A 26,300-nucleotide genomic window follows, 5' to 3' on the forward strand; every position below is an offset into this window, starting at 1 on the left:
CCGGGCGGGAGGTCATCAGATGCGCGGTTCAGCGCACCCCGTCGGCGCCGAGCGAGTCGCCGGTGAAGAAGCTGTCCGGACGTGACGCCACCGGCTTCCAGTACTCGTCATTCAGACACTGGATGCAGCTGACCGTGCCGGCCTGCAGGTTGTAGACCATCACGACGTCAGCGGCGACGATCGGCACTTCGGGCACTACGAATGGAAACACCTGGGTGGTGCGCCACAGTTTGCCTTCAGCGTCATAACCGTCGATACCCGCAACCGCCCAGGTGTCCTCGTCGAAGTAGAACGTGCGTTTCGGGATCGCGTGACGCTTGCCCGGCGCGAGCGTGGCCTCGACCACCCAGACCCTGTGCAGTTCCCAGCGCACCTTGTCGGGATTGGTGTGGAACGCTACGAAGGCTTCTTTTTCGGGTGTGTTGAAGAAGCGGTTGTCGTTGTACGGGATATACATTTCCTTCTTCCCGATCAGCTTCCACTCGTAGCGGTCAGGCCCTCCCCAGAAGCCGATGACCTCATCGAAATAGTTCGCTCCCGAGGCAACGAAGTCCGGCGTGTCATAGCCCACCGTCGGCGCGCGGCGCACGCGGCGCTGGCCAACCAGGTACTGCCACGCAGCGCGCGCATTGGCAGTGTCGATGCTGTCTCGGACGACGAGCGATTCGCCGGCCTTGAAAGGAGGTTCCGTGGTCATGAAGCGCGACAGCAGGTAGTTCTTGTCCCACTTCTCGGCCGAGCCATCCTTGAAGTAGTACGGGAACTGATTGTTGTTGTCCGAGCGCGATGCGAGCGTACGGCGGCCGTCGGCCGATCCGACGATATTACGGAAGCCGAACTGGTTGGACGCCACGCGCGGATGCAGGGTGTGATTCCAATACAGTTCGATACCGGATTTAGGAATCGGGAACGGCACGCCGCCGTAAGCGCCGGTAATCGACAACCCATTCTGAGTCAGCTTGGCGTTGGTGGCGTTCTTGAAGGTATTTTCGTATACCCACTGTGGCGCGGCGGCAGTCCGATGCGTCGGGTAGACATCGATGCGATAGGAGGGGTACTTCTTCAGCAAGGCACGCGTACCGTCGTTCAGCTTGTCGGCGTACTGCGCCATGTTGGCAGCGGTGATCTGCAACACTGGCTTCTCGTTAGGGAACGGATCGGCCGGCAGTTTGCCGCTCGCCGCAACGGCCTTGGTGATGCCTCCCTGCCATGCCGGAATAGTGCCGTCCTTGTTGCCGGCACGCTCCGCGCCGAGCGGAGTCAGCGTGGTCTTGAGTTGGGCCGCCTCGTCGGCGCCGACAGCTGCGTACAGCATGCTGCTGGACAGGCACAGGGCAGCGGCCAGCCCGACGCGATGCATTTGATGGTTCATGGAGTCTCCTGACGTGGTTCTTCGATTAATAGGTGCGTTGGACCGAGAGCGAAATGAAGTTACGGTCCTTGTAGACCTGGGCAAAGGACAAGGGTTGTCCCGGCAGTCCCTGCCCGGACAGGACGGCACCGGCGCGACCCAGGTACTGCGTGTACTGCAGGCTGGCGCGCCAAGTCTTCTGGTAATCGACGTTCACACCGATGCTGGCGTCTCCACCATGCTCCGGCGCGTACTGGAACACCGACGAACGACCTCTCAGCTGGTAGCCGAGACCCAGCGGCACGGTCATGTCGACGCCCGGTAGCACTTGAAAGTACGAGGGCTCGAACACCAGCTTGGTCGCCCAGGCGTCACGTGTGGTGTTCGTGTCCAAGGCGGCCGCATTGCGAGTAATGCTGGTGCGGCGGTTGAACGCGAGCTCACCCACCAGTTGGGCTCCTTGCCACAAGCTGTTGGCCGGCAGCAGCGTGATGAAGGACGTGTTCGCATGGAACGAATTCCCGGTAGGGTATGCCGGATTGCCAGCATTGTCGGCGCTCGGATCGAGGGCGACGACAACCCCGCCGAGCGGTGCCAACGGGGTGTTGCGGCGTACCGAGATCTCGCCCGACACGTTGGTTTCGCCGAACAACGTCGAGAAGCTTGCCGCGTAGGTCTTGATCCCCTCCGGATAAACCAGCTGATAGGTGCCCGAAGCCGGACGGATCTGCAGCAGCGGCACCTTGTCATGGTACTGGGCCGCGTATAAGCCAAATTCCGTTTCTGAGCCTGGCAGCTTGAACTTGATCTGCATCCCGCCTTGCCCGGAATTGCGCGCCTCCTGGTCTCTGGTCCTCGTGAAGGCCACACCAGGTCCGACCAGCAGACGCTCGCCACCTTCGTCGAGGAAGTCCGCAAAGCTGAAGTAGCTACCCGAGGCCGGCAACCGGTATTTGCGCCATTTGTACTGGTAGTAGGCACCGACCGAGACACCGGCTGCCACTTGCAAATTGCCGGACACCTGGCCGACCGGCATCCCGATCTCCTTGAACTGTGCGTTCGGCACCGACAAGGCTTTGATGACGTCGATCGGTACCTGGGCGTTGGAAAAGCCGTTTCCCCCGATGTACAGCGTCTCGCCGTACAACAGGTTGTAGCGCCCTGCGCGCACCGTCAGCGGCATCGAGCCGAGATCGAATTTACCGTACACGAAGGTGTCCAGCAGTTCGGCCTTACGGCCATGCAGGCGACGCGTCGCTTCCGTAAAACTGCCGGCACCTACGCTCGCACTGTTCAACGTCGGCAGGCCCGGATTGTCGTTGTGACTGTTGTAGACATCGTCGTACCACGCAGCGCCGCTGACGCGCAGGCCATACGCCTGATACGCCATATCGAATTCGGACAGCAGATCGACGCGGTTCGAGATCAGCCCCTTCCCGAAATTGCGATCGCCGTCGTCCAGGTTCGGGTTGGCGATGGTATAGTCGCCGCCTGGCGCGGCGACTCGCTCATCGAGCGATTTGACGCGCCAGGCGGCGCTGTATTTGATGGTATTGTCGAACCTGATCTTCAGGTCGGGATTGCCAGTCGGGATGTCCGTCCCGCGTGCGATGCCTGCACTCCCGAGCAGTATCATGGCGCCGGCGATGGAACGCGCGATGATCTTGAGACGACCGCCGTGATCATTGCCTGCGTGATTGCAGTTGTTGCGAGCTTGCATACAGTCTCCTTGTCCTTGTAGTTGTTGTGCGACTTGATTGTTGTACAGTGTTGTGGTGGCCCTGCCCCACCGTGAAAATCAGGCGTCCTCGGATAATCCCGACCGCAAATCCGGAATGCCAGGAGCCATGCGCTGGCGGCGCTCAAGGGCCGCCGGTGCGGTCTCCACTAGGCACAGTGCCAGCGCAGTCGCTAGCGCCGCACCGCCCGCCGACATCCAGAACGGCGCTTCGGCACCAAAGCGATCCGCCGCCATACCCGCGACTACCGGGGAAATCACCCCGCCGATGACTTCGCCCGCGCCCATGATCAAGCCCAGGGCTGTGGCAACATAACGGGATGGAATGGTTTCGGATGGAATGGTCGCCATGACCAGCGGAAGACAGCCTGCACCGGCGTAGGTGAAGAAGATTGCGCACGCCATCACCATGGCGGAGCCATGGACGTGGATGATCGACAGCGGCGCCAGTATCGACACCAGGCAGAAAAACACCACGATCGGGCGGCGTCCAAAGCGGTCCGACAGCGCGGGGGCGACGAAGCCCCAGATCACGGCGGCCATGCCAAGCGCCGCCATGACGGTACTCATTGACTCTGGCGACAGACCGCGCTGCTTGACCAGATAGATTGGTGCGAACGTGACGAGAACGATGAACCACGTCAGGAATGCGCAGCTGATCAGTACACACAGGACGATATTGCGGTATGCCAGCAACTGGCCAAAGGCCATGGCACTCGTCGGCCGAGTCATGATCGGTGCCTCAAGCCCGCCCTGCCCGGCTTGGTTCTTTCGCACGAAGCGCCACAGCAGCGCAGCGATGATCAATCCTGGAATTCCGGAGATGAAAAAAGCGACGCGCCAAGTAAAGGTTTCGGCCAGTGCCACCACAATGATTGGGCCAAGCAGCAGGGACATCAAACTGCCCGCACCGTTCTGCAACAGGCCCATATTGAAACCACGCCGGGCGGGAGAGGACTCCTCTGCCATCATGGACTGTGCGATTGGCAGTACCGGCCCTTCCGCCAGTCCCATCACGCCGCGAAACAGCAGCAGAAACAGGAACGAGGTCGCCATCCCGGACAGGAAGGAACATATCGAAAACACGGTAACCATGGCCACCAGAATGGCCTTGCGATTTCCTCGCCGGTCCGCATATGCGCCAATCATGTAGCCCGATACCGCCCACATCAACGACAGCATCGAGGTCAGCATTCCCATCTGAGTATTGGTGAGCTCGATATCCTTGACGATGTATGGGAACATGAAGACGATCGCCATGCGATCGAAAAAAACGAAGCCGAAGGTCATGCACATCATGGCCAGCAGGCCGTTCTCGTAACGCCAGAATCCGCGCTGTTGCATTTTGTCTCCTTGAGTTCTGCGGATACCGAAGGCACCGCACCGATTGTGTGAACGCTGGTTATGAACACAAGATATGTGCGCGGAACGGATGCGGCACCTACCCAAAGATAGCTCGCCCGGATAGTAGGAGAAGACAGCCCGGACGCGGAGCGACGCGACCTATTCGACGCGTTGTCCGTCGACCGCGCCGAGGATCCCGCGGGCAACCAGCTGCGCGTCCCAAGGCGGCTCGTCGGTATATCGGGCAAGCAGGCTGTCGATGAACAACCGCAGCTTGGCGCCGCCGCGATGCGAGCGCGCGTACACGACTGAAAGCCAGAAAGAAGACAGTGACCACTCGACCAGAACGGGGACCAATTCGCCGCTGAGCAGGGCATCCGCCGCCACGACCGTCGGCACGCATACGATTCCGGCATGCTCGATCGCGTATTCCTTGAGCAGATGGACGCTGTTGGTACGCAGGACCGGCTCCAGATCCATGCGTATCTCCTGGCCATCGCGCGCGAAGACCCAGCGGTCCCGAGTCGGATAGCCTGAATACAGGCCTAAACGGTGCGCGCGCAAGGCTGCAGGAATCTGTGGCTGACCATGTTTTTCCAAGTACCGTGGCGAGGCGCATAGCACCCTTCGCACTTGGAATACCTTGCGCCCGATCAGTTCGTCTGACGCGGGGTTGAAGATTTGGAGGGCACAGTCGATGCCATCCCGGACAGGATCGATCACGTCGTCGCTGACGATGAGGTCGAGACCAATGGAGGGGTGGCGATCCTGGAAATCACGCAGGTGTTCAGCGAGGTGGCCGAACACGAAACCGGGCAAAGCGTGTACCTTGAGGCGGCCGCTGACCGAGCCTCGGACGTCACGCATTTGGTCGACCAGGCGGTCGGCGCGCAAGGCGATGTCCGAACACTCGGACAGGAACGCAGCGCCCAGCTCGGATAACTGGAGGCTGCGAGTATTACGATGAAACAGCGCGCCGCCGACATATTCCTCCAGTTGGCGCACACGGGTCGACACCACCGAGTTCGAGACCCGCATCTGGCGCGCGGCTCCGGCAAAGCTCTTCGCATTCGCCACCGTGACGAATGCTTCGATCGACAGCAGCCGGTCCATCTATCGAGCGCCGCAGGATGAACGTCAGATACGGATGCCGGATTTTCCCGGCGCGATGATCCCGTTCGGGTCGAGCGCGCGTTTGAGTTTTTTCTGGATCGCGCGCTGCACGGGGCCATAGGTATCCGCCACCTTCTCCATGAACGCCGTGTTCGTGCGGTACACGGCATAACCAGCCGCAGCGTTGACTGCTATCAGCTTGTCGAAACAGGCATAAGCGCGCTTCATCTCGTCCGGATTGCTGCGGTCGAACAGCACGTCACTGACATGATCCATGTGGCGCCCCCCCATCAGGAAGCCTCCCAGATAGTCGAAGCCAAATTCGGTCATCACGGCTTTGGTCATCTTGATCTGTTTGAGCGCTTCGCTACCGCGCGCCTGCACGACTGGCGCGAACCAGGACGAACCACCGCCGCCCCGGAAGTTATAGATACCGAATTCGGACAGGTCGAGTTTTCCGGTCATATTGCCGTGCCAGTGATTCAGCATGGACGATTCCTTGATCTCGTCCTTGGCGAACACTTGGCCGCCGCTGGCGGCAAATGCCGACTTGACGATCTTCCAGTTGACGTCGACCTGCTCCTGGGTGCCATACAGCGTCCCGACGAAATTCCATAGACCGATGCCGAGCTTCTTGCACAGCCGTGCCACCACTTCATCAGGGATCGAACCCGTCCCGGTATAAATCTCGGTCCGGCGCATTTCCGATGCCAGGCCGTACAGCGCGTGACCGAGCACGCCATTTTCCAGCACGCCAGACAACGTCAGCTGGCGCGCGACGTCAACGCCTCGCGCCGCCCCTTCGTCGTCCGCCCAGCCAACCACGAAAGCCTTGTTGGCGGGTGGCGCCGGCATCAGCCACAAGCCCATCTTGGTTACGACACCAAGGTTCGACTGAGTGAACAGGCCGTCGAGCCAGGGACCGTAACCCCAGCGATACGACTGCCACGTGTTCGAATTCGCCACCCCGCCCATGCCGGTGCGCAGCAGCTCCCCGCTGGCCATCGCGACTTCCAGGCCGCAGAAGTTGGCCATGTGCTGACCATAGCGGTTATAGCCAACACCGCGGTCGAGCGTATTGCCCACCGGGCCAGTGATTCCGCCCGAAGATGGGAAGCTGAGCCACAAGGGATAGTTTTTCTCGCGCAGGTAATTGTCCAGCTGTGTATAGGTCACCCCGGGCTCCACGAGCGCCGTGCACATGACGGGATCGACTTCCAATATCTTGTTCATGCGGCGCAGGTCCATCACCAGCTGGCCCGGCGATGCCGGTGCGGCGGATCCATAGCCCAGATTGCGCCCGATCGAAATGGGCCAGACCGGCACCTTGTACTTGTTACTGATTGCCAAGACCCGCTGAACCTGCTCCACGTTGAGCGGCACGACCACGCCCGAAGGCTGGTGCAGTGTCTCGCTTTCCGGGATCATGATCTTCGTGTAGGGCACCAAGCGCTCGATCTGCGCGATAACGTTTTCCTCGCCGAGAGCGGCCCGGTATTCCTTGAGCGCCTGGCTGAACTTCTCTTTCGATACGCCTGGTGGCAACGCGGCAAACGATTCCATACGATGATCCTTTAAATTTCAATGACGAACGAAACGAAGCTCGCTTCCTGGACTGGGCCTGTCCGATGCGCCTCGCACTGACGGCCCAGAACCTCGGAAGCGCCATTCAGCCCTGCAGCGACCTGAACCAACCCGTGCCCCAACTCGGCTCCCGATATACACCGGCCCGCCATATGCGCGCTGTGCCACAACACTGCGCCGGAAAAATCGCGCACGGCCTCCTGGAGCAGCATGAACGACGAATCGATCATGATGCCCACCAGGCACTGCTTGCGGTATGGCTCCAGCTGGGCAGCCAGCGCATCCAGGCCGCCCTCGAGGCGCGCGGGCAATCGGAGTTCGCGGACTGCGCCACCGCCGAGCGCACGCATGGCTGCGGCAGTACCGTTCGCCAGGTCTTGATCGAGCGGCAGGCCAGTACGGATCAGTAACGGTGAATCAGCCGCCCAAGTCCCCGAGGCCCGGACCGATGACAGGGTTTTCGCGAGCGTTGACCCAGCCGCGAGGCTTGCGCCCAGCAAAATGGACCCGGAGACAAATTGTCGACGCGACAGACTCATTTGGCAGCTCCCACACTGTTCGATCCTGCATCAGCTGTCGGCGTGCCGCCAGCTATTACGCCCTTTGCGTCCGTTGGTGCGGGACTCTCATGGAGCATTTTGGCCACGGCGGCGACTTCGGCCGGTGAAAAATCCGTTGGACGAAACGCCGGCATTGCGCGCAGGCCGTTGAGCATGACGTAAGAGATGTACTCCGGCGGCAGCTGACGTCCGCGCAACTCCGGACCGACACCGGTGCCGTGGCAAAACGCACAGGTCTGCTTGAAGATGTGTTGCGGGCTGCGCCATTCGCCTGCGGCCTGCGCTTGGGCAAGCGTCGGAAGCGAGGCCATGAAGACAGCGGCGCCCCATGCGCTCAGTGCGCAGCGGCGCACGACAGAAATGGCGTGAAGTGCTCGAAACATGCTTGTACCCCGAGTTAAAGAGAATATTGCGGCGCGCAGACGCACGGCGGCGTCCCGCCTCCATGTATGAATGAAATAACCTGACTGGTTACTAAACCGCGTCAGGCCTTATCCGAAAACGCGCCCGACTTGAAGTCTCCAGCCGTGAATCCGCCGTCGATGGTCAGGACCTGACCAGTGATCGAGCCTGCAGCGCTTGAGGCCAGGTAAGCGAAACCCTGCGCGATCTCTTCCGGCTGCACTAACCGTCTCAGCGGGAGCTGGTTGGCGAAGACATCCAGAGGAATGGCAGCACCGCGCAGCATCGGAGTTTCGGTGGCGCCCGGGCAAACCACGTTGACTCGAATTCCTTCCCCGGCGAACTCGAGCGCCATCGATCGCGCCATATTGATCACGGCAGCCTTGGATGCACAATAGGCCATCAATCCGGTGACGCCCTCCAAGCCGGCGATCGAGGAGGTGAACAGGACCACGGGACGTTCGGCTTCGCGCAGATGGGGTAAGGCAAACTTGGTGCACAGGAAGCCCGACTTGACATTGACGTCGAAATACTTGTCCCATGCCTCTTCGGTCGTTGCCTCGGTCATCGCCGCGGTGCCAATGCCGGCGTTGTTGATAAGAATGTCCAAGCGTCCGAAACGTTCGATAGCGCAGCGCACAGTGGCTTGCGCGCCAGCGCTGGTAGCGATATCAGCTTCGATACCAATAGCAGCACCGCCGGCATCCTTGATTGCTTGCACTGTCGATGCCGTCGACGCGATGTCCGCCACTACGACCGAAGCGCCCTCCCGGGCAAACAGCGCGGCAGTGGCGGCGCCGATGCCGGAAGCAGCACCGGTGATCACGACTACTTGATTGTTGAATCTGTCCACAATGTCTCCGTTAATTTTCATAATTGCTTTCTCAGTATTCTGAAAGCGCCGACAGAGACGGTCTCCTATCGAAAGATAGCCCGCGGTGGATTGAACCGCCCCGGGTTTTGTAGAGGCTCCATTGTTTGAGAAAATGGAGCTATGAAGAAGCAACCCAAGTATTCCCCAGAAGTCATCGAGCGCGCCGTGCGCATGGTCAGCGAGGCCGCCAGCGAGTACAACTCGCAGTGGGCAGCCATCGAATCGATCGCAGCCAAGATCGGCTGCACACCTGAAACCCTACGTCGCTGGGTACGCCAGCAGGAGCGCGATACCGGCCAGCGTCCAGGGCCGACCACCGCCGAGGAGGAGCGCATCAAGGCGCTGGAGCGTGAAGTGCGCGAGCTGCGCAAGGCAAACGAGATCCTGCGTCTGGCGAGTGCGTTTTTCGCCCAGGCGGAGCTCGACCGCCGCTTCAAATCGTGAGGGCATTCATCGACCAGTACCGCCATGCTTACGGTGTCGAGCCGATCTGCCGGGTGATGCAGGTCGCGCCGTCGGGCTACTGGCGACACGCGGCGCAGCAGCGCAATCCGGCACTGCGCTGTTCACGAGTCCAGCGCGACGACGTGCTGAGCGTCGAGATCGAACGGGTCTGGCAGGCGAACCTGCAGGTCTACGGGGCCGACAAAGTGTGGCGCCAACTGCGGCGTGAGGGAACCGATGTGGCCCGCTGTACGGTGGAGCGCTTGATGCGCAAGGCCGGCCTGCGAGGCGTCATGCGCGGCAAGGTCGTGCGCACCACGGTAGCGGATGCGAAGGCGCCATGCCCGCTCGACCGGGTCAACCGCCAATTCAAGGCGCAGCGGCCGAACCAGCTGTGGGTCAGCGATTTCACTTATGTCTCGACCTGGCAGGGCTTCGTCTACGTAGCTTTCGTCATCGACGTCTTTGCCCGGCGCATCGTCGGCTGGCGTGTCAGCAGCTCGATGCGGACAGACTTCGTCCTCGACGCCTTGGAGCAGGCCTTGTACGCGCGTCAGCCGGAACGAAACGCGTTGGTACACCATAGCGACCGCGGCTCGCAATACGTGTCGATTCGGTACAGCGAGCGTCTGGCAGAAGCCGGCATTGAGCCGTCTGTGGGCAGCAAGGGCGACAGCTACGACAACGCTTTGGCCGAGACCATCAACGGACTCTACAAGGCTGAGTTGATCCACCGCCGCGCTCCTTGGAAGACGCGTGAGGCCGTCGAACTGGCCACGCTGGAATGGGTGTCCTGGTTTAACCACCACCGCCTGCTTGAGCCACTCGGCTATATACCGCCGGCCGAAGCTGAGGCAAACTATTACAAGCAACTGAGCAGTCAAGCCATCCCGGCCTGACTCACACTAACCGGCCTCCACGAAAGCCGGGGCGGTTCAAACCTTTCAGGAGTGCGCTGATTGCTCTCTGACACCGTATTGCTCTAACCCGCCTGATTCAGCAAACGCACGATGTTCTCGGATAGAGCGCGGGCGGATCCACGCAAGAGCACCCTGGTCACGATCCATTCTCCATCCATGCACCGCACTGAAGCAACTACCGACACGATACCCTCGGGATAACCCACTCTGATCGTGTTCCGCGCAACGGACTCCATTTTACGGTTAACGACAGTACCGGGTATGCCTGCCCCGATGCCAATTGTGACTACGTCAGGCGCGGACTCAAGCAAGTCCGGCACCGCACCCCACGCGCATAAATCGACATCGCAGCCCGCGACATGGGCGCCATCAGCGGCCACAAATGCGCGCGGTGCCGACACATATACGATGCGCGGGATGGGACTGGCCCTGCCCATCCGTGCCGCGCCGGCGGCACGCAAGACACGGGTGAGCTCCGCACCCGCGCCACCGGCTCCGGACGCGCCGCTGTCTGCGATGTCGACCAGCATGGTCGGCGTACCGATATCGATCAACGTGGCGCTCACCGTGTCAAATCCCGGCAAGTCGAACCGGTCGACGGCGTTGCCGGTAGGGAAGATGGAGCCCGTCCCCGGCCGCGGCGTCGCGACAGGATCGACGAGTTCGACGCGAACGCCTTCGACCGCGTTGTCCGCGACCGGGACATGAACGATGATCGTCTTGCGTACGTTCTGCTGCCAGATTCGCACGGCAAACGTTCCCTCCCGGGGCAGCCGTTCGCGATGAATGAAACCTTGCCGGATCGCGAACACGCCGATCGCGGCGGCATGGCCGATACAGTCGCGGTCCCAGTTGATGTTCGTCCCGTCGTCGGCGACATACGCGGCGACGCAATCCACGTCATGGCAGGGGCGCATGCTCGCAGACACGACGAGCATGTGTCGCGTGCGCTGGACATCGGCCAAGCGCACGAACAGGTCATCGCGCGCAGGTCCCGGCACGCGCGCGTTCGCCGGCAAGTCCTCGAGGCGGCACAACAAGACTTCGCCCGAGTCGCCTTCCATCCGGCTTACCGGAATATCGATATGAGTTGGAATGTTCATGATTAAATCGCCGCCAGCTTCTGCCACGTATCGATCACAGAGTCCGGATTCAGCGACATCGATTCGATGCCTTGCTCCATCAGCCAGGCCGCAAACTCAGGATTGTCCGACGGCCCCTGACCGCAGATACCGATGTATTTACTCTTCGACCGGCACGCCCAGATGACGAGCGTCAGCAGCGCCTGGAGCGCCGGATCCGACTCGTCGAAGTCCTTGGCCAGCAACTCCACGCCGGAGTCGCGGTCGAGACCCAGCGTGAGCTGCGTCAGGTCGTTCGAACCAATCGAGAAGCCGTCGAAGTACTGCAGGAACTGCTCGGCCAGGATGGCGTTCGACGGCACTTCGCACATCATGATGACGCGCAGGCCGTTCTCGCCGCGCTTCAGGCCATATTTCGCCAGCAGGTTGACAACCTTCTCGGCCTGGCCCAGCGTGCGCACGAACGGGATCATGATCTCGACGTTCGTCAGACCCATCTCGTCGCGCACGCGTTTCAGCGCCATGCATTCCATCTCGAACGATTCGGCGAAGTCCTCGGCCAGGTAGCGCGCGGCGCCGCGGAAGCCCAGCATCGGGTTTTCCTCGTCCGGCTCGTAGCGCGAACCGCCGATCAGCTTCTTGTACTCGTTCGACTTGAAGTCGGACAGGCGCACGATGACGGGCTTCGGCCAGAACGCGGCGGCGATCGTCGCCACGCCTTCGGCCAGCTTGTCGACGTAGAACGCGCGCGGCGATGCATGGCCGCGCGCCACCGATTCCACGGCCTTTTTCAGGTCGGCGTCGATGTCCGGGTAGGCGAGGATTGCCTTCGGATGGACGCCGATGTTGTTGTTGATGATGAACTCGAGGCGGGCGAGACCGACGCCCGCATTCGGCACGGACTGGAAGTCGAACGCGAGCTGCGGATTGCCGACGTTGAGCATGATCTTCGCCGGGATCTTCGGCAGTTCACCTTGTTTCACGTGGGTGATGTCGAACGCGAGTTCGCCCTCGTAGATGCGGCCTTCGTCGCCTTCGGCGCAGGACACGGTCACGAACGTGCCGTCCGCAAGCAGCCCGGTCGCGTCGCCGCAGCCGACGACGGCCGGCACGCCCAGTTCACGGGCGATGATCGCCGCGTGGCACGTGCGGCCGCCACGGTTGGTGACGATGGCCGAGGCGCGCTTCATGACCGGTTCCCAGTTCGGGTCGGTCATGTCGGCAACGAGGACGTCGCCCGGCTGTACGCGTTCCATTTCGGACGGGTCGTTGATGACACGGACCGGACCGGCGCCGATCTTCTGGCCGATCGCGCGGCCCGACGTCAGCACGGTACCGGTACCCTTCAGCTTGAAGCGTTGCTGCGAATCCGTCGCCTTCTGCTGCGACTTCACGGTTTCCGGACGCGCCTGCAGGATGTACAGCTTGCCGTCGCGGCCATCCTTGCCCCACTCGATGTCCATCGGGCGCTGATAGTGCTTCTCGATGATGACGGCATACTTGGCCAGCTCGACGACTTCCTCGTCGGTCAGCGAATAACGGTTGCGCTGCTCGATCGGCACGTCGACGGTCTGCACGGAGCGGCCGGCCTTGGCTTCCTTCGTGAATTCCATCTTGATCAGCTTGGAGCCGATGTTCTTGCGGATGACGGGCTTCTTGCCCTGCTCCAGCATCGGCTTGTGCACGTAGAACTCGTCCGGGTTGACGGCGCCCTGCACGACGGTCTCGCCCAGGCCGTAGCTCGACGTGACGAACACGACGTCCTTGAAACCGGATTCCGTGTCGATGGTGAACATGACGCCGGCGGCGCCCGTGTCGGAACGGACCATGCGCTGCACGCCGGCCGACAGCGCGACCTCGGCGTGGGTGAAGCCCTTGTGCACGCGGTACGAGATCGCGCGGTCGTTGTACAGCGACGCGAACACGTGCTTCATCGCTTCCAGCACGTTGTCGATGCCGACGACGTTCAGGAACGTCTCCTGCTGGCCCGCGAACGAGGCGTCCGGCAGGTCTTCCGCGGTGGCGGACGAACGGACGGCGAACGACACTTCCGTGTCCGAATCGGCCACGAGACGGTCGTAGAAGGCTTCGATTTCCGCCTGCAGGCGCGGCTGGAACGGGGTGTCGATGATCCACTGGCGGATCTCGGCGCCGCTGGCGGCCAGGGTGCGGACGTCGTCCACGTCCAGGCCTTCGAGGCGCTTGGCGATGCGCTCGCCGAGGGAGTCCCCGCCGTCGACCGAGTGGTCCAGGAAGTCGCGGAACGCCTGGGCCGTGGTGGCGAAGCCGCCCGGCACGCGCACGCCGGCCTCGGCCAGCTGGCTGATCATCTCGCCGAGCGACGCGTTCTTGCCGCCGACCGACTCGACGTCGGTCATGCGTAGATCGTCGAACGAGGCGACGTAAGTGGATTGGTGGGTCATGGTGAAACGCCTTTTGATGATGGAATCCCAAGTTGGATGGCAACTTACCGAAGCCCGGCCAGCCCGGTCAATACCGTAGAAGTACCCTATCCACGACAGCCATCGCATGTGCGAATATCGCGCGGAAGCGCGGCGTTCACTGATAGTGATACATCCTGGGTATCACCTCGACATTTCTGTCATCTGGCGTAAAGACGGGAACGGCTTGTAGCATCATGATTCCATAAGGAAACTAACAATGCCGGAGACACCATGCTACGCACCATCACCATCCAGACCCGCCTGGGCGCCGCATTTGGCGCCATCCTCCTGCTGTTGTGCGGCATGGCCGTGCTCGGCATCGCCAGCCTCGCCTCCGTCAACGGGGCGCTGTCGCTCGTCATCAACGACCGTTTTCCGAAAGTCATGCGCAGCACCGCGGCGCTGGATGGCATCAAGGACGTGTCGATCGCCACGCGCAATATCGTCCTCGCCGCCACCCCGGCCGCAGCCGAGGCCGAGCTCGTCCAACTGAAGGCGCGCGATGCCGAGGTGATGGCTGACCTGGCATGGGTCGAGCGCAACGCCACCACGGACAAGGGGCGTCAGATCATGGCCAAACTGCACGAACTCAAGGCGCACTGCGATGCCGACCGGGCGCGCGTGCTGGAACTCGTCGCCGCCGGCAAGCGCGACGAGGCCTCCGCCTGGCTGTCGACGGGCATGGCCGTCAACCAGGCCGCCTACGTCGCGCAAGTCCGCGAACTCGTCGGCATCGGCGGCAAGCTGATGGCGAAGAGCGGTGCGGAAGCGGAGCAGGCCTATGGCAACGCGCGCACCTTGAGCGTGGCCCTGGGCACGGCCGGCCTCCTGCTGGCGGCGGCGCTGGCGTGGCTGATCAGTCGCAGCATCACGGCGCCGCTGCGCCAGGCCGTCGGCATCGCCGGCGCCATCGCCGACGGCCGGCTCGACAGCCGGATCGAGGTGACTGGCAAGGATGAAATCGCGCAGCTGTTCCAGTCGCTGCGCACGATGAATGCCGGGCTGTGCCACATCGTCGGACAAGTGCGCGGCGGCGCCGATGCGATCCGTACGGCGGCCGGTGAGATCGCCAGCGGCACGGCGGACCTGTCGTCGCGTACGGAAGAGCAGGCCGCGTCGCTCGAGGAAACCGCCTCGTCGATGGAAGAATTGACCGGCGCCGTGCGCGACAGCGCGGAGTATGCACGCGACGCGAACCGGATCGCCGGCGAAGCCCTCGAGACGGCGCGTACCGGCGGACGAGAAGTCGGCCAGGTGGTCGAGACCATGGCCGCCATCGACGCGTCGTCGCGCAAGATCGCCGACATCACCGGCATGATCGACGGCATCGCCTTCCAGACCAATATCCTCGCGCTGAACGCGGCGGTCGAGGCGGCGCGGGCCGGCGAACAGGGACGCGGCTTTGCCGTCGTCGCGAGCGAGGTGCGCAACCTGGCGCAGCGCTCCGCCACCGCCGCGCGCGAAATCAAGGCCCTGATCGAGGAATCGGTGGCGCGCGTCGACGAAGGCCGCGCGGACGCGGACCGTGCCGGCCGCACCATCGGCGCGATGGTCGACCGGATCGCGCAGGTCGCGGCGCTGATGGCGCACATCGACGAGGCCAGCCAGCAACAGGCGGCGGGCATCGTCCAGATCAACACGGCGCTGGCCCAGATGGACCAGGTGACGCAGCAGAACGCCGCCCTCGTCGAGGAAGCTGCCGCCGCGTCCGAATCGATGCAGGAACAGACCGAGGCGCTGACGGGCACGGTCAGCCTGTTCGTGCTGGACGAGACCGTCCCTCGCGACCGCACGCCGCCGGCATCGCAGCCGCGCCGCGCTTCTGCTCCCGCGGTGCGCCTCGGTTACGCCTGACGCCCGCTCCGGCGTGTCCGCTCCTGCTCGAGGTGGATGCCGGCGCGCCGGATCATGTCGCAAAAATACTGCGCCGCCGGCGTGAGCGGCAGGTCGCCGCGCCGTACGATGCAGATCGGCGGCGCCGGGAGGACCTCCTTCACACGGATGATGTCGAGGGCGTTGCGCGTGATCTCGAATTCGGCCCACTGCACGGGCAGCATCGCAAGGAAGTCGGAATACGCGATGGTCGTAATGTAGGTGAGCGCCGAATGCGCGCGCATGACGAGGCGCGGAACGGGCAGTCCGTGCTGCTCGAACAGCGGCGCGAACTCTTCCTCCGGCTTGAACGTCACCGTCGTGCTGATCCATTCCGCGCCCTGCAGGTCGGCGAGCGAGCGCGCCTTCGACAGCGGATGGCCGCGCCGGCACAGGACGACGCGCGTGTTGTCGAACAGCTTTTCCACGACGAGGTCGGACCCCGGCGGCTGCTCGGGTGCCGGCCCGACATAGCAGTCCAGCTCCCCATTCTTCAGTTTCGCTTCGGCGGCCGGAAACACGCCGTCGAGCACGTCCAGCTGCACGTCCGGATAGCGCTGCCGGAACGTCTTCAAGGCGTACGGCAGCAGCGCGATGTGCGGCACCGTCGACAGGCACACGTTCAGCGTCCCCTCCGTCCCGCCCCGCAGCTGCGCGATGTCTTCCTGCGCGCGGCGCATCTCGTTCTGGATCGTCCGCGCCCGGTCGAGCAGGCGCACGCCCATCGCCGTCAGGGTGACGCCGCGCGCATTCCGTTCGAACAGCGACACGTCCAGTTCGCGCTCCAGCTCCTGGAGTCCGCGCGACACGACGGGCTGCGCCAGGCCGAGGTGGCGCGCCGCGGCCCGCACGCTGCCCATCTCGGCGACGGCGAGGAAATTACGCAATTGGCTGAGTTTCATGAGCGATAGCTTTTGGGTATCAGTGAGCTAATTATGCCATCTTTCGGGATCAGTACCGTCTGGATAAGCTTGATTCCAACAATAAACGAACGCGCATTTCGGAGACGCACAATGAACACACCCCCCTCCTCTTCCCTCGACATCCGCACGGAAGTCCTGATCGTCGGTGCCGGTCCGGCCGGGCTCGCGCTGGCCATCGAACTGGGCACGCGCGGCATCCACTGCGTGGTCGTCGAACGCAACGAGCGCGTGGGCCACGCGCCCCGCGCCAAGACGACGAACGTGCGCACCCGCGAACACATGCGCCGCTGGGGCATTGCCGGCAAGCTGGCGGAGGCATCGCCGCTGGGCCTCGACTATCCGTCCGACGTCGCCTTCGTCACGCGGCTCAACGGGCATCTGCTGGCCCGGTTCGACAACGCCTTCTATTGCGCACCGGCGCCTCATGCGTTGTATTCGGAACACGCGCAATGGATTCCGCAATACACGCTGGAGCGCGTGCTGAAGGCGCATGCGCAGACGCTGCCCGGCGTCGAATTCCGCTTCGCCACCGAACTCGAATCGTTCCAGCAGCACGACGACGGCGTCGAGGCCACGGTACGCGACCTGCAGAGCGGCCAGACCGGGCGCGTCCGCTGCGATTACCTGGTCGGCGCGGACGGCGCGCGCAGCACAGTCCGCCAGGCCATCGGCGCCAGGATGGACGGCCGCTATGGCCTTTCGCGCAACTACAACATCGTGTTCCGCGCGCCCGGCCTGGCCGAGGCGCACCCGCATGGCCGCGCCATCATGTACTGGCAGGTCAACGGCGACGTGCCCAGCCTGATCGGGCCCATGGACGTGAACGATACCTGGTTCTTCATGCCGACGGACGTCCCGGCCGATTTCAAGGTCGAAGGCGACGCGGCCGCCGACCTGATCCGCCAGGCCACCGGCATCGACCTGCCCTATGAAGTGCTGAGCACCGACGAGTGGGTCGCCAGCCGCCTCATCGCCGACCGCTACCAGCTGGGTCGTGCTTTCCTGATCGGCGACGCCTGCCACCTGCATCCGCCGTTCGGCGGCTACGGCATGAACATGGGCATCGCGGACGGCGTCGACCTGGGCTGGAAGCTCGCCGCCGTCCTGCGCGGCTGGGGCGGCGCCGAGTTGCTGTCGACCTACGAGGCCGAACGGCGGCCCGTGCACCAGTTCGTCATGGACGAGGCAGTGGCCAACCATGCCCTGCTCGGCAGCCAGCTCGCCCGTCCCGGCATCGAGGACGACGACGCGGCCGGAGCCCGGCTGCGCGCCGAGGTCGGTGCCGCCATCCAGGACACCAAGATCCGCGAATTCAAGACGCTCGGTGTCGTGCTCGGCTACACCTACCGGGGCTCGCCCATCGTCGTCGACGACGGCTCGTGCCCGCCCGCCCATCACGTCACCCGCTTCGAGCCGGACGCGGGACCGGGCAACCTCGCGCCGCACGCATGGCTGGCGGACGGGCGCTCGCTATACGACGGTTTCGGCACGGGCTTCACCTTGCTCGTGTGCGGCGACGAGGACGCGCCGGACGTCGAGCGCGCCATGCGCGACGCCAACCGACTCGGTATCCCGCTGACCGTACTGATGCCGCGCGACCCGGCCCTGGCGCCGCTGTACCGGGCGCGCCTGGCGCTGATCCGCCCCGACCAGCACGTGGCCTGGCGCGGCGACGCCTGGCCCGGCGCCGGTGCCGACCTGCTCCAGCGCGTCACCGGTCACTGATCGAATTACTCCCCCTGAACGAACGAAGGAAACACGATGAAACTCTTACGCTACGGCCCCGTCGGCGCCGAAAAACCCGCCGCTCTCGACGCCGCCGGCCGCATCCGCGACCTGTCCCTGCTGGTCCCCGACCTCACGCCCGACTGGCTCAGCCAGGAGCGCCTGCGCGCACTGACGGCCATCGACCTTGAGAAGATGCCGCTGGTGGCGAACGACGTCCGCATCGGCACGCCGGTCGCCGGCGTGCGCCAGTTCGTCGCCATCGGCCTGAATTACCGGAAGCACGCGGAAGAATCCGGCCTGCCGCTGCCCGCGGAGCCCATCGTCTTCACGAAGGCGCTGACGTCGCTCAGCGGCCCGAACGACGACATCGTGCTGCCGCAGGGTTCCGAGCAGACCGACTGGGAAATCGAGCTCGGCGTCGTGATCGGCACGACCGCGCGCAAGGTCGGCAAGGACGAGGCGCTGCGTTACGTGGCCGGTTATTGCCTGGCCAACGACGTCTCGGAACGCCACTGGCAGATCCACCGCAACGGCCAGTGGGGAAAAGGCAAGAGCTTCGACAGCTTCGGGCCGATCGGCCCATGGCTCGTCACGAGCGACGAGCTGCCCGACCCGCAGGTGCTGGACATGGAGCTGCAGGTCAACGGCAAGACCATGCAGAAGAGTAATACGAGCGACATGATCTTTTCCGTCGCCGAGATCGTTTCTTACCTGAGCCAGTTCATGACCCTGCTGCCCGGCGACGTGATCGTGACGGGCACGCCGGCCGGGGTCGGCCTCGGCTGCAAGCCGGCGACGTTCCTGCGCCGCGGCGACGTCGTCATGCTGACCATCGACCAACTGGGCACCCAGATCCAGCACGTCGTATAAGCCGCTTGGCCAACGGAGGAGAACGATGAACGATAACGCAGCCGTGCACTCGGTGCACGAATTCGTCTTCAGCGTGCCGGAGCTGGCGCCGGCCCGGCAGTTCTATACGAGCTTCGGGCTCGACGTGCGCCGCGAGGACGGCGGCCTTGGCCTCTACACGGCGGGTCGCGCCGAACGCTGGGCCCACGTCCTGCCGGGCACGCGCAAGCGCCTGCTGTGGCTCGTGCTGGGCATCTACGAGCGCGACGTGGACGCATTCGTGCGCCGGCTCGCCGCGCTGGACATCGAACGCATCGCGCCGCCCGCCGGCGCGACGGCCGACGGCATCTGGGTGCGCTCGCCCGACGGCCTGCCCGTCTGCCTGAAGGTCGCCGCCAAGTGCTCGCCGACCGACAAGGCGCCGCGCAGCTTTCCGCCGGCGGCGAGCACCATCGGGCGTGCGCCGCAGCGCAGCAAGGTGCAGCAAGTGCGTCCGCGCCACCTGTCGCACGTCCTGCTGTTCACGAAGGACGTGGGCGCCAGCCTGCGTTTTTATACCGAAGCGCTGGGCCTGCGCCTGTCGGACCGTTCGGGCGACATCATCGCCTTCCTCCACAGCCCGCACGGCAGCGACCACCACCTCGTCGCCTTCGCAAAATCGGACGACTACGGTCTGCACCACAGCAGCTGGGACGTCGGCTCGTTCGACGAGGTGGGACTCGGGGCGCGCCAGATGGCGCAGGCGGGCTACCGCGACGGCTGGGGCGTCGGCCGCCACGTGCTGGGCTCGAATTACTTCCGCTACGTGCGCGACCCGTGGGGCAGTTATGCGGAATATTCGTTCGACATCGACCATATTCCCGCCGGCACAGTGTGGCCGGCCGCCGACTACCCCGCCGAGGATTCGCTGTACGTGTGGGGACCTGATTTGCCGGACGATTTTGTACGGAACTACGAAGCCTGACCAATCACATCAAAATAGACAACAAAGGAGACAACCATGGACCTACCCACCACCGCAGCCCCGCCGGCCGCGCAAGCCGGCGCGCATGATGGCGGCCGCGTGGCGCCGCTGCAGAAACTCACGCTGTTCCTGTGCTTCCTCGTCGTCGCGGCGGACGGCTTCGACCTCGCCTCCGTCGGCTACGTCGTGCCGCTGCTGAAGAAGGCGTGGTCGGCGACGCCGGCGCAGCTCGGCCAGGTGTTCGGCGCCGGCCTGCTCGGACTCACCATCGGCAGCTTCGTGTTCGGCCCTCTGGCCGACCGCATCGGGCGCAAGCGTGTGATCCTGGTCTCGATGTTCGTGTTCGCGCTCGGCAGCCTGGCCAGTGCGCTCGTGCGCTCGCCAGGCGAGCTGGCGCTGCTGCGCCTGCTGACCGGCATCGGCCTGGGCGGCGCGATGCCGACCGCGATCACGCTGTCGTCCGAATTCAGCCCGGAGCGCAACCGCAACTGGCTCGTCACCTTGATGTTCTGCGGCTTTACCCTCGGCCTGGCCTGCGGCGGCGGGCTGGCGGCGGTGCTGATCCCGGCCTATGGCTGGCAGGGCGTATTCGTGTTCGGCGGCGTGGCGCCGCTGGTGTTGGTGCCCGTCATCTGGCGCTGGATGCCGGAATCGCTGCGCTTCATGGAAGGCAAGCCGCGCTTTGCGGCCGAGGCCCGCGCCGTGCGCCTGCGCCTGACCGGCAATCCCGATGCACCGGCGCAAGCCGCGCCGCAGGCGGCGGCCGCGCCGGCAGCGCGCGAGGGCATCGTCGCCACGCTGTTCAGCCGCCACTACCGCTCGGGCACCCTGCTCCTCTGGCTCGCGTTCTTCTGCACGCTGTGGGTGTATTACCAGATCAGCAGCTGGCTGCCGACCGCGATGACCGGCGCCGGCATCCCGATCACGCAGGCGGCCACGATCGGCGCCATGATGCCGCTGGGCGGAACTATCGGCTCGCTCATCAACGCGTGGCTGATGGACCGGCGCAATCCCTTCCTCGTGCTGACGGCGTCGTACCTGTTCGCGGGCGCATCCATCATCGCGACCGGTACGGTGATGGACGACCCGGCCCTGCTGTACGTGGCGGTGTTCTGCATCGGCTTCGGCCTGTCCGGCGCCCAGACCGGCGCCAACGTGCTCGTATCCGGCTTCTACACGACGGCGGCGCGCGCCACCGGCGTCAGCTGGGCACTGGCGGTCGGACGCGTGGGTTCCATCGTGGGCGCCACGACGGGCGGCCTGATGCTCGCGAGCCTGCCGTCGCTGAACACGACCTTCCTCGTCTTCGCCATCCCGACCGCCGTGGCCGCCATTGCGATGGCCACGACCGGCAAGCTGTACCCGAAGCACTGACCCCGGGACGGCGCGGCATCACGCCGCGCCGTCGTCCGCATCCGCGGCGAAAATCCCCTTCACGACCGACCTGAACCACTGGTTGCCCGCGTCGACATGGTAGCGGGCATGCCAGTACTGCTTGACCGCGATCGCGGGGATCGCCAGCGGCAGTTCGAACACTTCGATCTCGGCCAGGCGCAGGAACAGGTCGGCCAGTTCCGCCGGCACCGTGGCCAGGTAGTCCGAGCCAGCCACGATGCCCGGTATCGCCAGCAGGTACGGCACTTCCAGCGCCACGCGCAGGGTCGCGCCGCGCTCCTTCACTTTCTGCTCGAGCAGCGCGTTCGTCTGCGTCGTCGCCGTCGCCATCACGTGGCGCGCCTGCACGAACGCGTCGAAATCGATGGGCCCCGCTTCCCGCCGCTGCTTGCCGACGATGCCCGTCAGTGCGCGCCGGAACAGCGTCTGCTGGTACAGCGCATCGCCCAGGTTCCCGAAATAGCCCCAGGCGGCGTCGATCGCCCCGCTCTCCAGCTGTTCGCTCACCTCGCGCGGACGTACCGCGACCGGCTTGATGGTCACGCCGGGCGCCTGCACGGCCAGCGCGCTGATCACGCGCGGCAGGATCACCGTTCCGCCCATGTCCGTCATGCCCACCGCGAACGTGCGCGTCGACGTGGCGGGGTGGAAAGTCGGCCCATCCCAAATGTCGGACTGGATCAGGTCCAGCACCCGTCGCGCCCCTAGCGCGATCCGTTCGCCGACCGGCGTGGGCGCCATGCCCGCGCCGCTGCGCACGAAGAGCTCGTCGCCGAACTTGGCGCGCATCCGGGCCAGGCCATGGCTGACGGCCGGTTGCGTCAGGTCGAGTCGCAACGCGGCCCTGGATACGCTGCGCTCGCGGTACAGCGCGTCGATGAGGTACAGGAAATTCAGGTCATCGTAGTTCATGGCATGCAGCGTGTTCATAACAAGCGCCCATCTTACCGCCGTCACGCGGCTAGGGGCCCAAACTATTAATTGCGTGCATAAAGCGTATGACGTGCATTGCATAGGTTTTGTCGGGCAGCATCCCTAAGCTTCTTCGTACACAACAACTATTGAAGGAGACATCATGAACAAGTCAGCCATCGCCGCTGCCATTTTTGGCCTGTGCGCGGCCAGCGCCGCGTCCGCCCAGAACGTCACGCTGTACGGCCTGCTGGACACCGGCATCGAATACCTGAATCACACCGGCCCCAACGGCGCCTCGCAGGTCCGCATGCCGAACATCACGGGCAGCGTACCGTCCCGCTTCGGCCTGCGCGGCGGCGAAGACCTGGGCAATGGCTGGAAGGCGACGTTCGTGCTGGAGAGCGGCATCGCGCTCGACAGCGGCGCCCTGAACTACGGCGGCCGCCTGTTCGGGCGCCAGGCGAACGTGGCGCTCGCTGGCCCGTGGGGCATCTTGACGCTGGGCCGCCAGTACACGATGACGTTCCACGCGCTGCTCGATACCGATACGCTGGGGCCGAACGTGTACGCGATCTCGAACCTCGACCCGTACCTGCCGAACACGCGCGCCGACAACGCCGTCGGCTGGCTCGGACATGCCGGCGCGTTCAGCTACGGCGCCACCTGGAGCAGCGGCCGCGACGCCGCCGGCCCGGCCGGTCCGCAGGCCACCAACTGCGCGGGCGAGTCTTCCACCGACCGCCTGGCCTGCCGCCAGGCGACCGTCATGGCCAAGTACTCGGCCGAGCGCTTCGGCGTCGCGGCGTCGTGGGACCGCATGCGCGGCGGCCCGAACGCGTTGTTCGGCCTGAACAGCGGGCGCTACAGCGACACGCGCACCACGCTGGGTGCCTACGTCAAGGCCGGCAATGTAAAATTCACGGGCGGTATCCTGCACCGCGAAAACCTCAGCGCCAACAGCTTCGAGTCGAACCTGTTCCATGCGGGCGTCACCGTGGCGCTCGATGCACGCTGGACGCTCGACGGCCAGGTGGGCAAGCTGGCTGTCAACGCCAGCCCCAACGACGCCACCATCGTGGCCGTGCGCGCCACCTACGCGTTCTCGCGCCGCACGGTCGCCTACCTGTCTGCCGGGCATATCGCCAATGGCGGCACGTCGGCCATCGCCGTGTCGCCCGGCGCCACCACGCTGGCCGGCATGGACCAGAGCGGCGTGATGGCCGGCCTGCGCCTGGCGTTCTGAGTCCACGCGCGTGCGCCCGGCCGGGCACACGCTTGCGTTTGCGGCGGCAGCGCCGGTGGGTTACAGTTTTCGAATGGCGAACCCATCTCATCCACCTTGCGCCAACGCCGCGCGCATCGCGTTCCTCGAGCAGGAAATCGACCGGCTGCGCGCCGCGGCAGACGAAGGCGCCTGGCTGTTCCAGCATACGCCAGCACTGGTCTGCATCCTTGGCGACGGGGCCATCGTCAAGCGCGCCAACCCGGCATTCTGGCAGGCCCTGGGCCTGCCCGACAATGCGCTGCTGGGGCAGTCGATCAAGCACCTGATGCATCCCGACGAATTCGTCAAGAGCTTTGCGGAGAGAATGAAACTGCTGACGGGCGAGGACAGCAGGAATTTCGAACTTCGCATACGGCATGCCGACGGTTCGTGGCGCTGGATTTCGTGGAGCTGTCCGGCGATCCGCATGGCAGACCCCGGCATGTTCCTCGTCGGTCATGACGTCACCGAATCCAGGCTGAGCGCGGCCGAACTGCTGCATCGCGCCCAGCACGACCCGCTGACCGGTCTCGCGAACCGCGCCATGCTCGACCACAGCCTCGCACAGGCACTGCTGCGTCATGAGCGGCATCCGGCGCAGAGTGTGGCCCTGATGCTGATCGACCTCGACGGTTTCAAGCAGGTGAACGACACGCTCGGCCACGCGGCCGGCGACGATGTATTGCGCCACGTAGCGGCGGCGCTCAAGGCCTGCCAGCGCAAAAGCGACCTCGTGTGCCGCGTCGGCGGCGACGAATTCGCGCTGATCGCCGAGGGGGCCGCGCAGCCCGATCTGGAAAGCATCGCCGGCCGCATCGTTACCGAACTGAGGATGCCTATCCAATGGGAAGGCCATGACATTCGCATCGGCGCCAGCATCGGCATCGCGCTGGCGGGGGACAAGGAAAATGCCGCCGACCTGTACCGGCAGGCCGATGCGGCACTGTATGCCGTCAAGCGCGGCGGCAAGAACGGCTACGCGGTCGCGCCCGCTCAGTCGCGGTGACCGTCATCCGCCAGCCGTGCCGACACGGTTGCGGTGGAGTTGGCATACGCGGCCGCGACGTCCGCCTTCATCTTGTCCAGCGCCGCAGCCGGCAGGTAACGGCCTTTAAGGACGACCCCAGCAACCTTGTCCAGGTTGGCGACGTCCAGCACCGGATTGGCGTCGAGCAGGACGAGATCCGCGTTCTTCCCTGCCTCGACGGTGCCCATCGTCGCTTCCCTGCCGAGGAATTGCGCCGCGTTCAGGGTCGTCATCTGCAGGATCTCGAGCGGCGCCAGGCCGGCGCCGGCCAGCTCGCGGAATTCCTGGTGCAGGCTGAAGCCGGGGATGACCATCACCGCGTTCACCTCGGTCCCCGTCAACATGCGCACGCCGTTGGCTTTCAACAGTTTCGTCAGCCGTTGCTGGAACGGATAGTAATTCACGAAGGTCGCCTGGGCGGCCGTCGGAATGTCGCGGCGCGTCGCGGTGCCGTACGCACGCCACGTCTGGCGCCGTGCCTGGTCCACGTATTTCAGGTTCGGATCGTTCATGAACGCCGGATCGCCGCTGTCCGCGATGGTGCGCAGGCGGATCAGGGTCGGAACCATCCAGGTGTCGTTCCTGACGAAGGTCTTCGCCAGGTCGACGCACTTCGATTCGCTGTACGTGTCGAGGATGCGCTGGTAGAACGGGGCGTCGCCCACGCGGTAGGTCGCAATGTTCGGGTTGTACGGGGTCGGCGCGCCCTTGCCGCCCACGAGCGCCGCGCGGATCGCCGTCTCGTCCCCCGCGCAGTCGAGTCCGATACCGTAGCCCGCCCCGTAGTGCTCCAGCGCGCGCATCCCCCAGTCGCTCGCTTCGCGCCCGCTGACCGCTGCGCCCGGCAAATGGCCCGCCACCGGCAGGCCGGCCTGCTTCGCTTCGGCGAAGATGGCGATGGTGGCGTCGCGCGATGCCTGGAACAGCTTCACGAAGTCGGCACCCATCGCCTTCGTCGCGCGGACCGCCTGGACGCCCTGTTCCGGCGTGGCGATGCCGACCAGGATCGGCCCCGTTGCCAGCAGGATTTCCGGCGCGTCGGCGCGCCCCGCCGCACTGTCCGCGTTGAGGCGCCGCGCCGCCGCGATCGTGTCCGGCGTACCCGACATCTCGCGGATTCCCGTCACGCCGTTTGCGATCAGGAGCGGCCAGAACGTGGGCGACTGGTTCGCATACTGCATCGCGTGCGAGTGCATGTCGTTAAACCCCGGCACGACGAACTTGCCCGTGGCGTCGACTGCCCTGGCGCTGCCGCTCAGCTCGACCGGCCCATCCGTCACCGCCAGGATGCGGCCCCCGTCGATGACGATCGACACGCCGGCCGTCGCCTTGCCGCTGCGGGTGTCGACGACGGTCGCGTTCTGCAGCACGGTGCCGCTCGATACGCGCAGCTTGTCGCCGCCCGCGCACGCGGCGATGAGTCCCGCGGCCGCGACGAGTGCCGCCGCGGCGGCCAGTTGTTTGCGTTTCATGTTGTCCCCTCGGTTATCGTTGTTTGAGGGAACGA

21 protein-coding genes and 1 other annotated feature are annotated in these 26,300 nt (G+C 64.7%); of the genes, 8 read left to right on the top strand and 13 right to left on the bottom strand.

Going from position 1 to position 26,300, the window contains the following annotated elements; all coding sequences use genetic code 11:
• Positions 1 to 28: 28 nt before the first annotated feature.
• The 8 genes from BVG12_RS01925 to BVG12_RS01960 all read right to left on the bottom strand — a co-directional run bounded on the left by BVG12_RS01925 (position 29) and on the right by BVG12_RS01960 (position 8,966).
• Positions 29 to 1,372 (bottom strand): DUF1329 domain-containing protein, encoded by a 1,344-nt coding sequence (locus BVG12_RS01925; RefSeq protein ID WP_156895494.1) that lies wholly within the window; start codon positions 1,370 to 1,372, stop codon positions 29 to 31.
• A 25-nt stretch (positions 1,373 to 1,397) separates the two neighbouring features.
• Complete coding sequence (locus BVG12_RS01930; RefSeq protein ID WP_075790907.1) at positions 1,398 to 3,071, bottom strand: DUF1302 domain-containing protein; 1,674 nt, start codon at positions 3,069 to 3,071, stop codon at positions 1,398 to 1,400.
• 78 nt (positions 3,072 to 3,149) lie between these two features.
• Entirely contained in the window at positions 3,150 to 4,433 is a 1,284-nt protein-coding gene (locus tag BVG12_RS01935) for an MFS transporter (protein WP_075790908.1), read from the bottom strand.
• A gap of 159 nt (positions 4,434 to 4,592) precedes the next feature.
• Positions 4,593 to 5,546 (bottom strand): LysR family transcriptional regulator, encoded by a 954-nt coding sequence (locus BVG12_RS01940; RefSeq protein ID WP_075790909.1) that lies wholly within the window; start codon positions 5,544 to 5,546, stop codon positions 4,593 to 4,595.
• A 24-nt stretch (positions 5,547 to 5,570) separates the two neighbouring features.
• Positions 5,571 to 7,109 carry an FAD-binding oxidoreductase gene (locus BVG12_RS01945; protein ID WP_075790910.1) on the bottom strand — a complete coding sequence of 513 codons (1,539 nt, stop codon included), beginning with the start codon at positions 7,107 to 7,109 and terminating at the stop codon, positions 5,571 to 5,573.
• An 11-nt stretch (positions 7,110 to 7,120) separates the two neighbouring features.
• Positions 7,121 to 7,669 (bottom strand): hypothetical protein, encoded by a 549-nt coding sequence (locus BVG12_RS01950; RefSeq protein ID WP_075790911.1) that lies wholly within the window; start codon positions 7,667 to 7,669, stop codon positions 7,121 to 7,123.
• The gene (locus BVG12_RS01955) at positions 7,666 to 8,073 is read right to left on the bottom strand and encodes a c-type cytochrome (RefSeq protein WP_083684401.1); all 408 of its coding nucleotides are present in this window, start codon (positions 8,071 to 8,073) and stop codon (positions 7,666 to 7,668) included. Before BVG12_RS01955 ends, BVG12_RS01950 begins: the two co-directional genes overlap by 4 nt.
• Before the next feature lie 101 nt (positions 8,074 to 8,174).
• Positions 8,175 to 8,966: an SDR family NAD(P)-dependent oxidoreductase gene (locus tag BVG12_RS01960; protein ID WP_075790913.1), complete on the bottom strand. Its 792-nt coding sequence runs from the start codon at positions 8,964 to 8,966 to the stop codon at positions 8,175 to 8,177.
• 120 nt (positions 8,967 to 9,086) lie between these two features.
• On the opposite strand from BVG12_RS01960, the gene BVG12_RS01970 reads away from it, so the two are divergent.
• Positions 9,087 to 10,309 (top strand): IS3 family transposase gene (locus BVG12_RS01970; protein WP_156895495.1). Its coding sequence is split into 2 segments (ribosomal slippage): positions 9,087 to 9,375 and positions 9,375 to 10,309, totalling 1,224 coding nucleotides; the frame shifts between segments, so codons are not numbered across the junction.
• Positions 9,365 to 9,481, top strand: a sequence feature (AL1L pseudoknot). (Overlaps the previous gene by 117 nt.)
• Positions 10,310 to 10,392: 83 nt before the next feature.
• On the opposite strand, the gene BVG12_RS01975 is transcribed toward BVG12_RS01970, so the two are convergent.
• Both BVG12_RS01975 and ppsA read right to left on the bottom strand, forming a co-directional pair.
• The gene (locus BVG12_RS01975) at positions 10,393 to 11,433 is read right to left on the bottom strand and encodes a PrpF domain-containing protein (protein ID WP_075790915.1); all 1,041 of its coding nucleotides are present in this window, start codon (positions 11,431 to 11,433) and stop codon (positions 10,393 to 10,395) included.
• 2 nt (positions 11,434 to 11,435) lie between these two features.
• Positions 11,436 to 13,790, bottom strand: a complete 2,355-nt coding sequence (gene ppsA / locus BVG12_RS01980) for a phosphoenolpyruvate synthase (RefSeq protein ID WP_229503639.1) — start codon at positions 13,788 to 13,790, stop codon at positions 11,436 to 11,438.
• A 297-nt stretch (positions 13,791 to 14,087) separates the two neighbouring features.
• On the opposite strand from ppsA, the gene BVG12_RS01985 reads away from it, so the two are divergent.
• Positions 14,088 to 15,710 (top strand): methyl-accepting chemotaxis protein, encoded by a 1,623-nt coding sequence (locus BVG12_RS01985; RefSeq protein ID WP_075790917.1) that lies wholly within the window; start codon positions 14,088 to 14,090, stop codon positions 15,708 to 15,710.
• Here BVG12_RS01985 and BVG12_RS01990 read toward each other — a convergent pair.
• Positions 15,701 to 16,630 (bottom strand): LysR family transcriptional regulator, encoded by a 930-nt coding sequence (locus BVG12_RS01990; RefSeq protein WP_075790918.1) that lies wholly within the window; start codon positions 16,628 to 16,630, stop codon positions 15,701 to 15,703. The two genes, BVG12_RS01985 and BVG12_RS01990, sit on opposite strands and share 10 nt — an antisense overlap.
• Positions 16,631 to 16,741: 111 nt before the next feature.
• Between BVG12_RS01990 and BVG12_RS01995 the strand changes: the two genes are divergently transcribed.
• The 4 genes from BVG12_RS01995 to BVG12_RS02010 are packed head-to-tail and all read left to right on the top strand — an operon-like array spanning position 16,742 to position 21,566.
• On the top strand, positions 16,742 to 18,376 hold the full coding sequence (locus tag BVG12_RS01995) for an FAD-dependent monooxygenase (RefSeq protein WP_075790919.1): 1,635 nt from the start codon (positions 16,742 to 16,744) through the stop codon (positions 18,374 to 18,376).
• Positions 18,377 to 18,412: 36 nt separating this feature from the next.
• Positions 18,413 to 19,249 (top strand): fumarylacetoacetate hydrolase family protein, encoded by an 837-nt coding sequence (locus tag BVG12_RS02000; RefSeq protein WP_075790920.1) that lies wholly within the window; start codon positions 18,413 to 18,415, stop codon positions 19,247 to 19,249.
• Between the two features lie 25 nt (positions 19,250 to 19,274).
• Positions 19,275 to 20,192: a VOC family protein gene (locus BVG12_RS02005; RefSeq protein ID WP_075790921.1), complete on the top strand. Its 918-nt coding sequence runs from the start codon at positions 19,275 to 19,277 to the stop codon at positions 20,190 to 20,192.
• A 36-nt stretch (positions 20,193 to 20,228) separates the two neighbouring features.
• On the top strand, positions 20,229 to 21,566 hold the full coding sequence (locus BVG12_RS02010) for an MFS transporter (RefSeq protein ID WP_075790922.1): 1,338 nt from the start codon (positions 20,229 to 20,231) through the stop codon (positions 21,564 to 21,566).
• Between the two features lie 18 nt (positions 21,567 to 21,584).
• On the opposite strand, the gene BVG12_RS02015 is transcribed toward BVG12_RS02010, so the two are convergent.
• Positions 21,585 to 22,517, bottom strand: coding sequence for a LysR family transcriptional regulator (locus BVG12_RS02015; protein ID WP_229503626.1), 933 nt, complete (start codon positions 22,515 to 22,517; stop codon positions 21,585 to 21,587).
• Between the two features lie 145 nt (positions 22,518 to 22,662).
• Here BVG12_RS02015 and BVG12_RS02020 point away from each other — a divergent pair, with 145 nt between their 5' ends.
• The gene (locus tag BVG12_RS02020) at positions 22,663 to 23,745 is read left to right on the top strand and encodes a porin (RefSeq protein WP_075790923.1); all 1,083 of its coding nucleotides are present in this window, start codon (positions 22,663 to 22,665) and stop codon (positions 23,743 to 23,745) included.
• A 73-nt stretch (positions 23,746 to 23,818) separates the two neighbouring features.
• Entirely contained in the window at positions 23,819 to 24,772 is a 954-nt protein-coding gene (locus BVG12_RS02025; protein ID WP_075790924.1) for a sensor domain-containing diguanylate cyclase, read from the top strand.
• Here BVG12_RS02025 and BVG12_RS02030 read toward each other — a convergent pair.
• The gene (locus BVG12_RS02030) at positions 24,760 to 26,265 is read right to left on the bottom strand and encodes an amidohydrolase family protein (protein ID WP_075790925.1); all 1,506 of its coding nucleotides are present in this window, start codon (positions 26,263 to 26,265) and stop codon (positions 24,760 to 24,762) included. The two genes, BVG12_RS02025 and BVG12_RS02030, sit on opposite strands and share 13 nt — an antisense overlap.
• Positions 26,266 to 26,300: the final 35 nt, after the last annotated feature.

This window comes from Massilia putida (assembly GCF_001941825.1).
Taxonomy (GTDB): domain Bacteria; phylum Pseudomonadota; class Gammaproteobacteria; order Burkholderiales; family Burkholderiaceae_D; genus Telluria; species Telluria putida.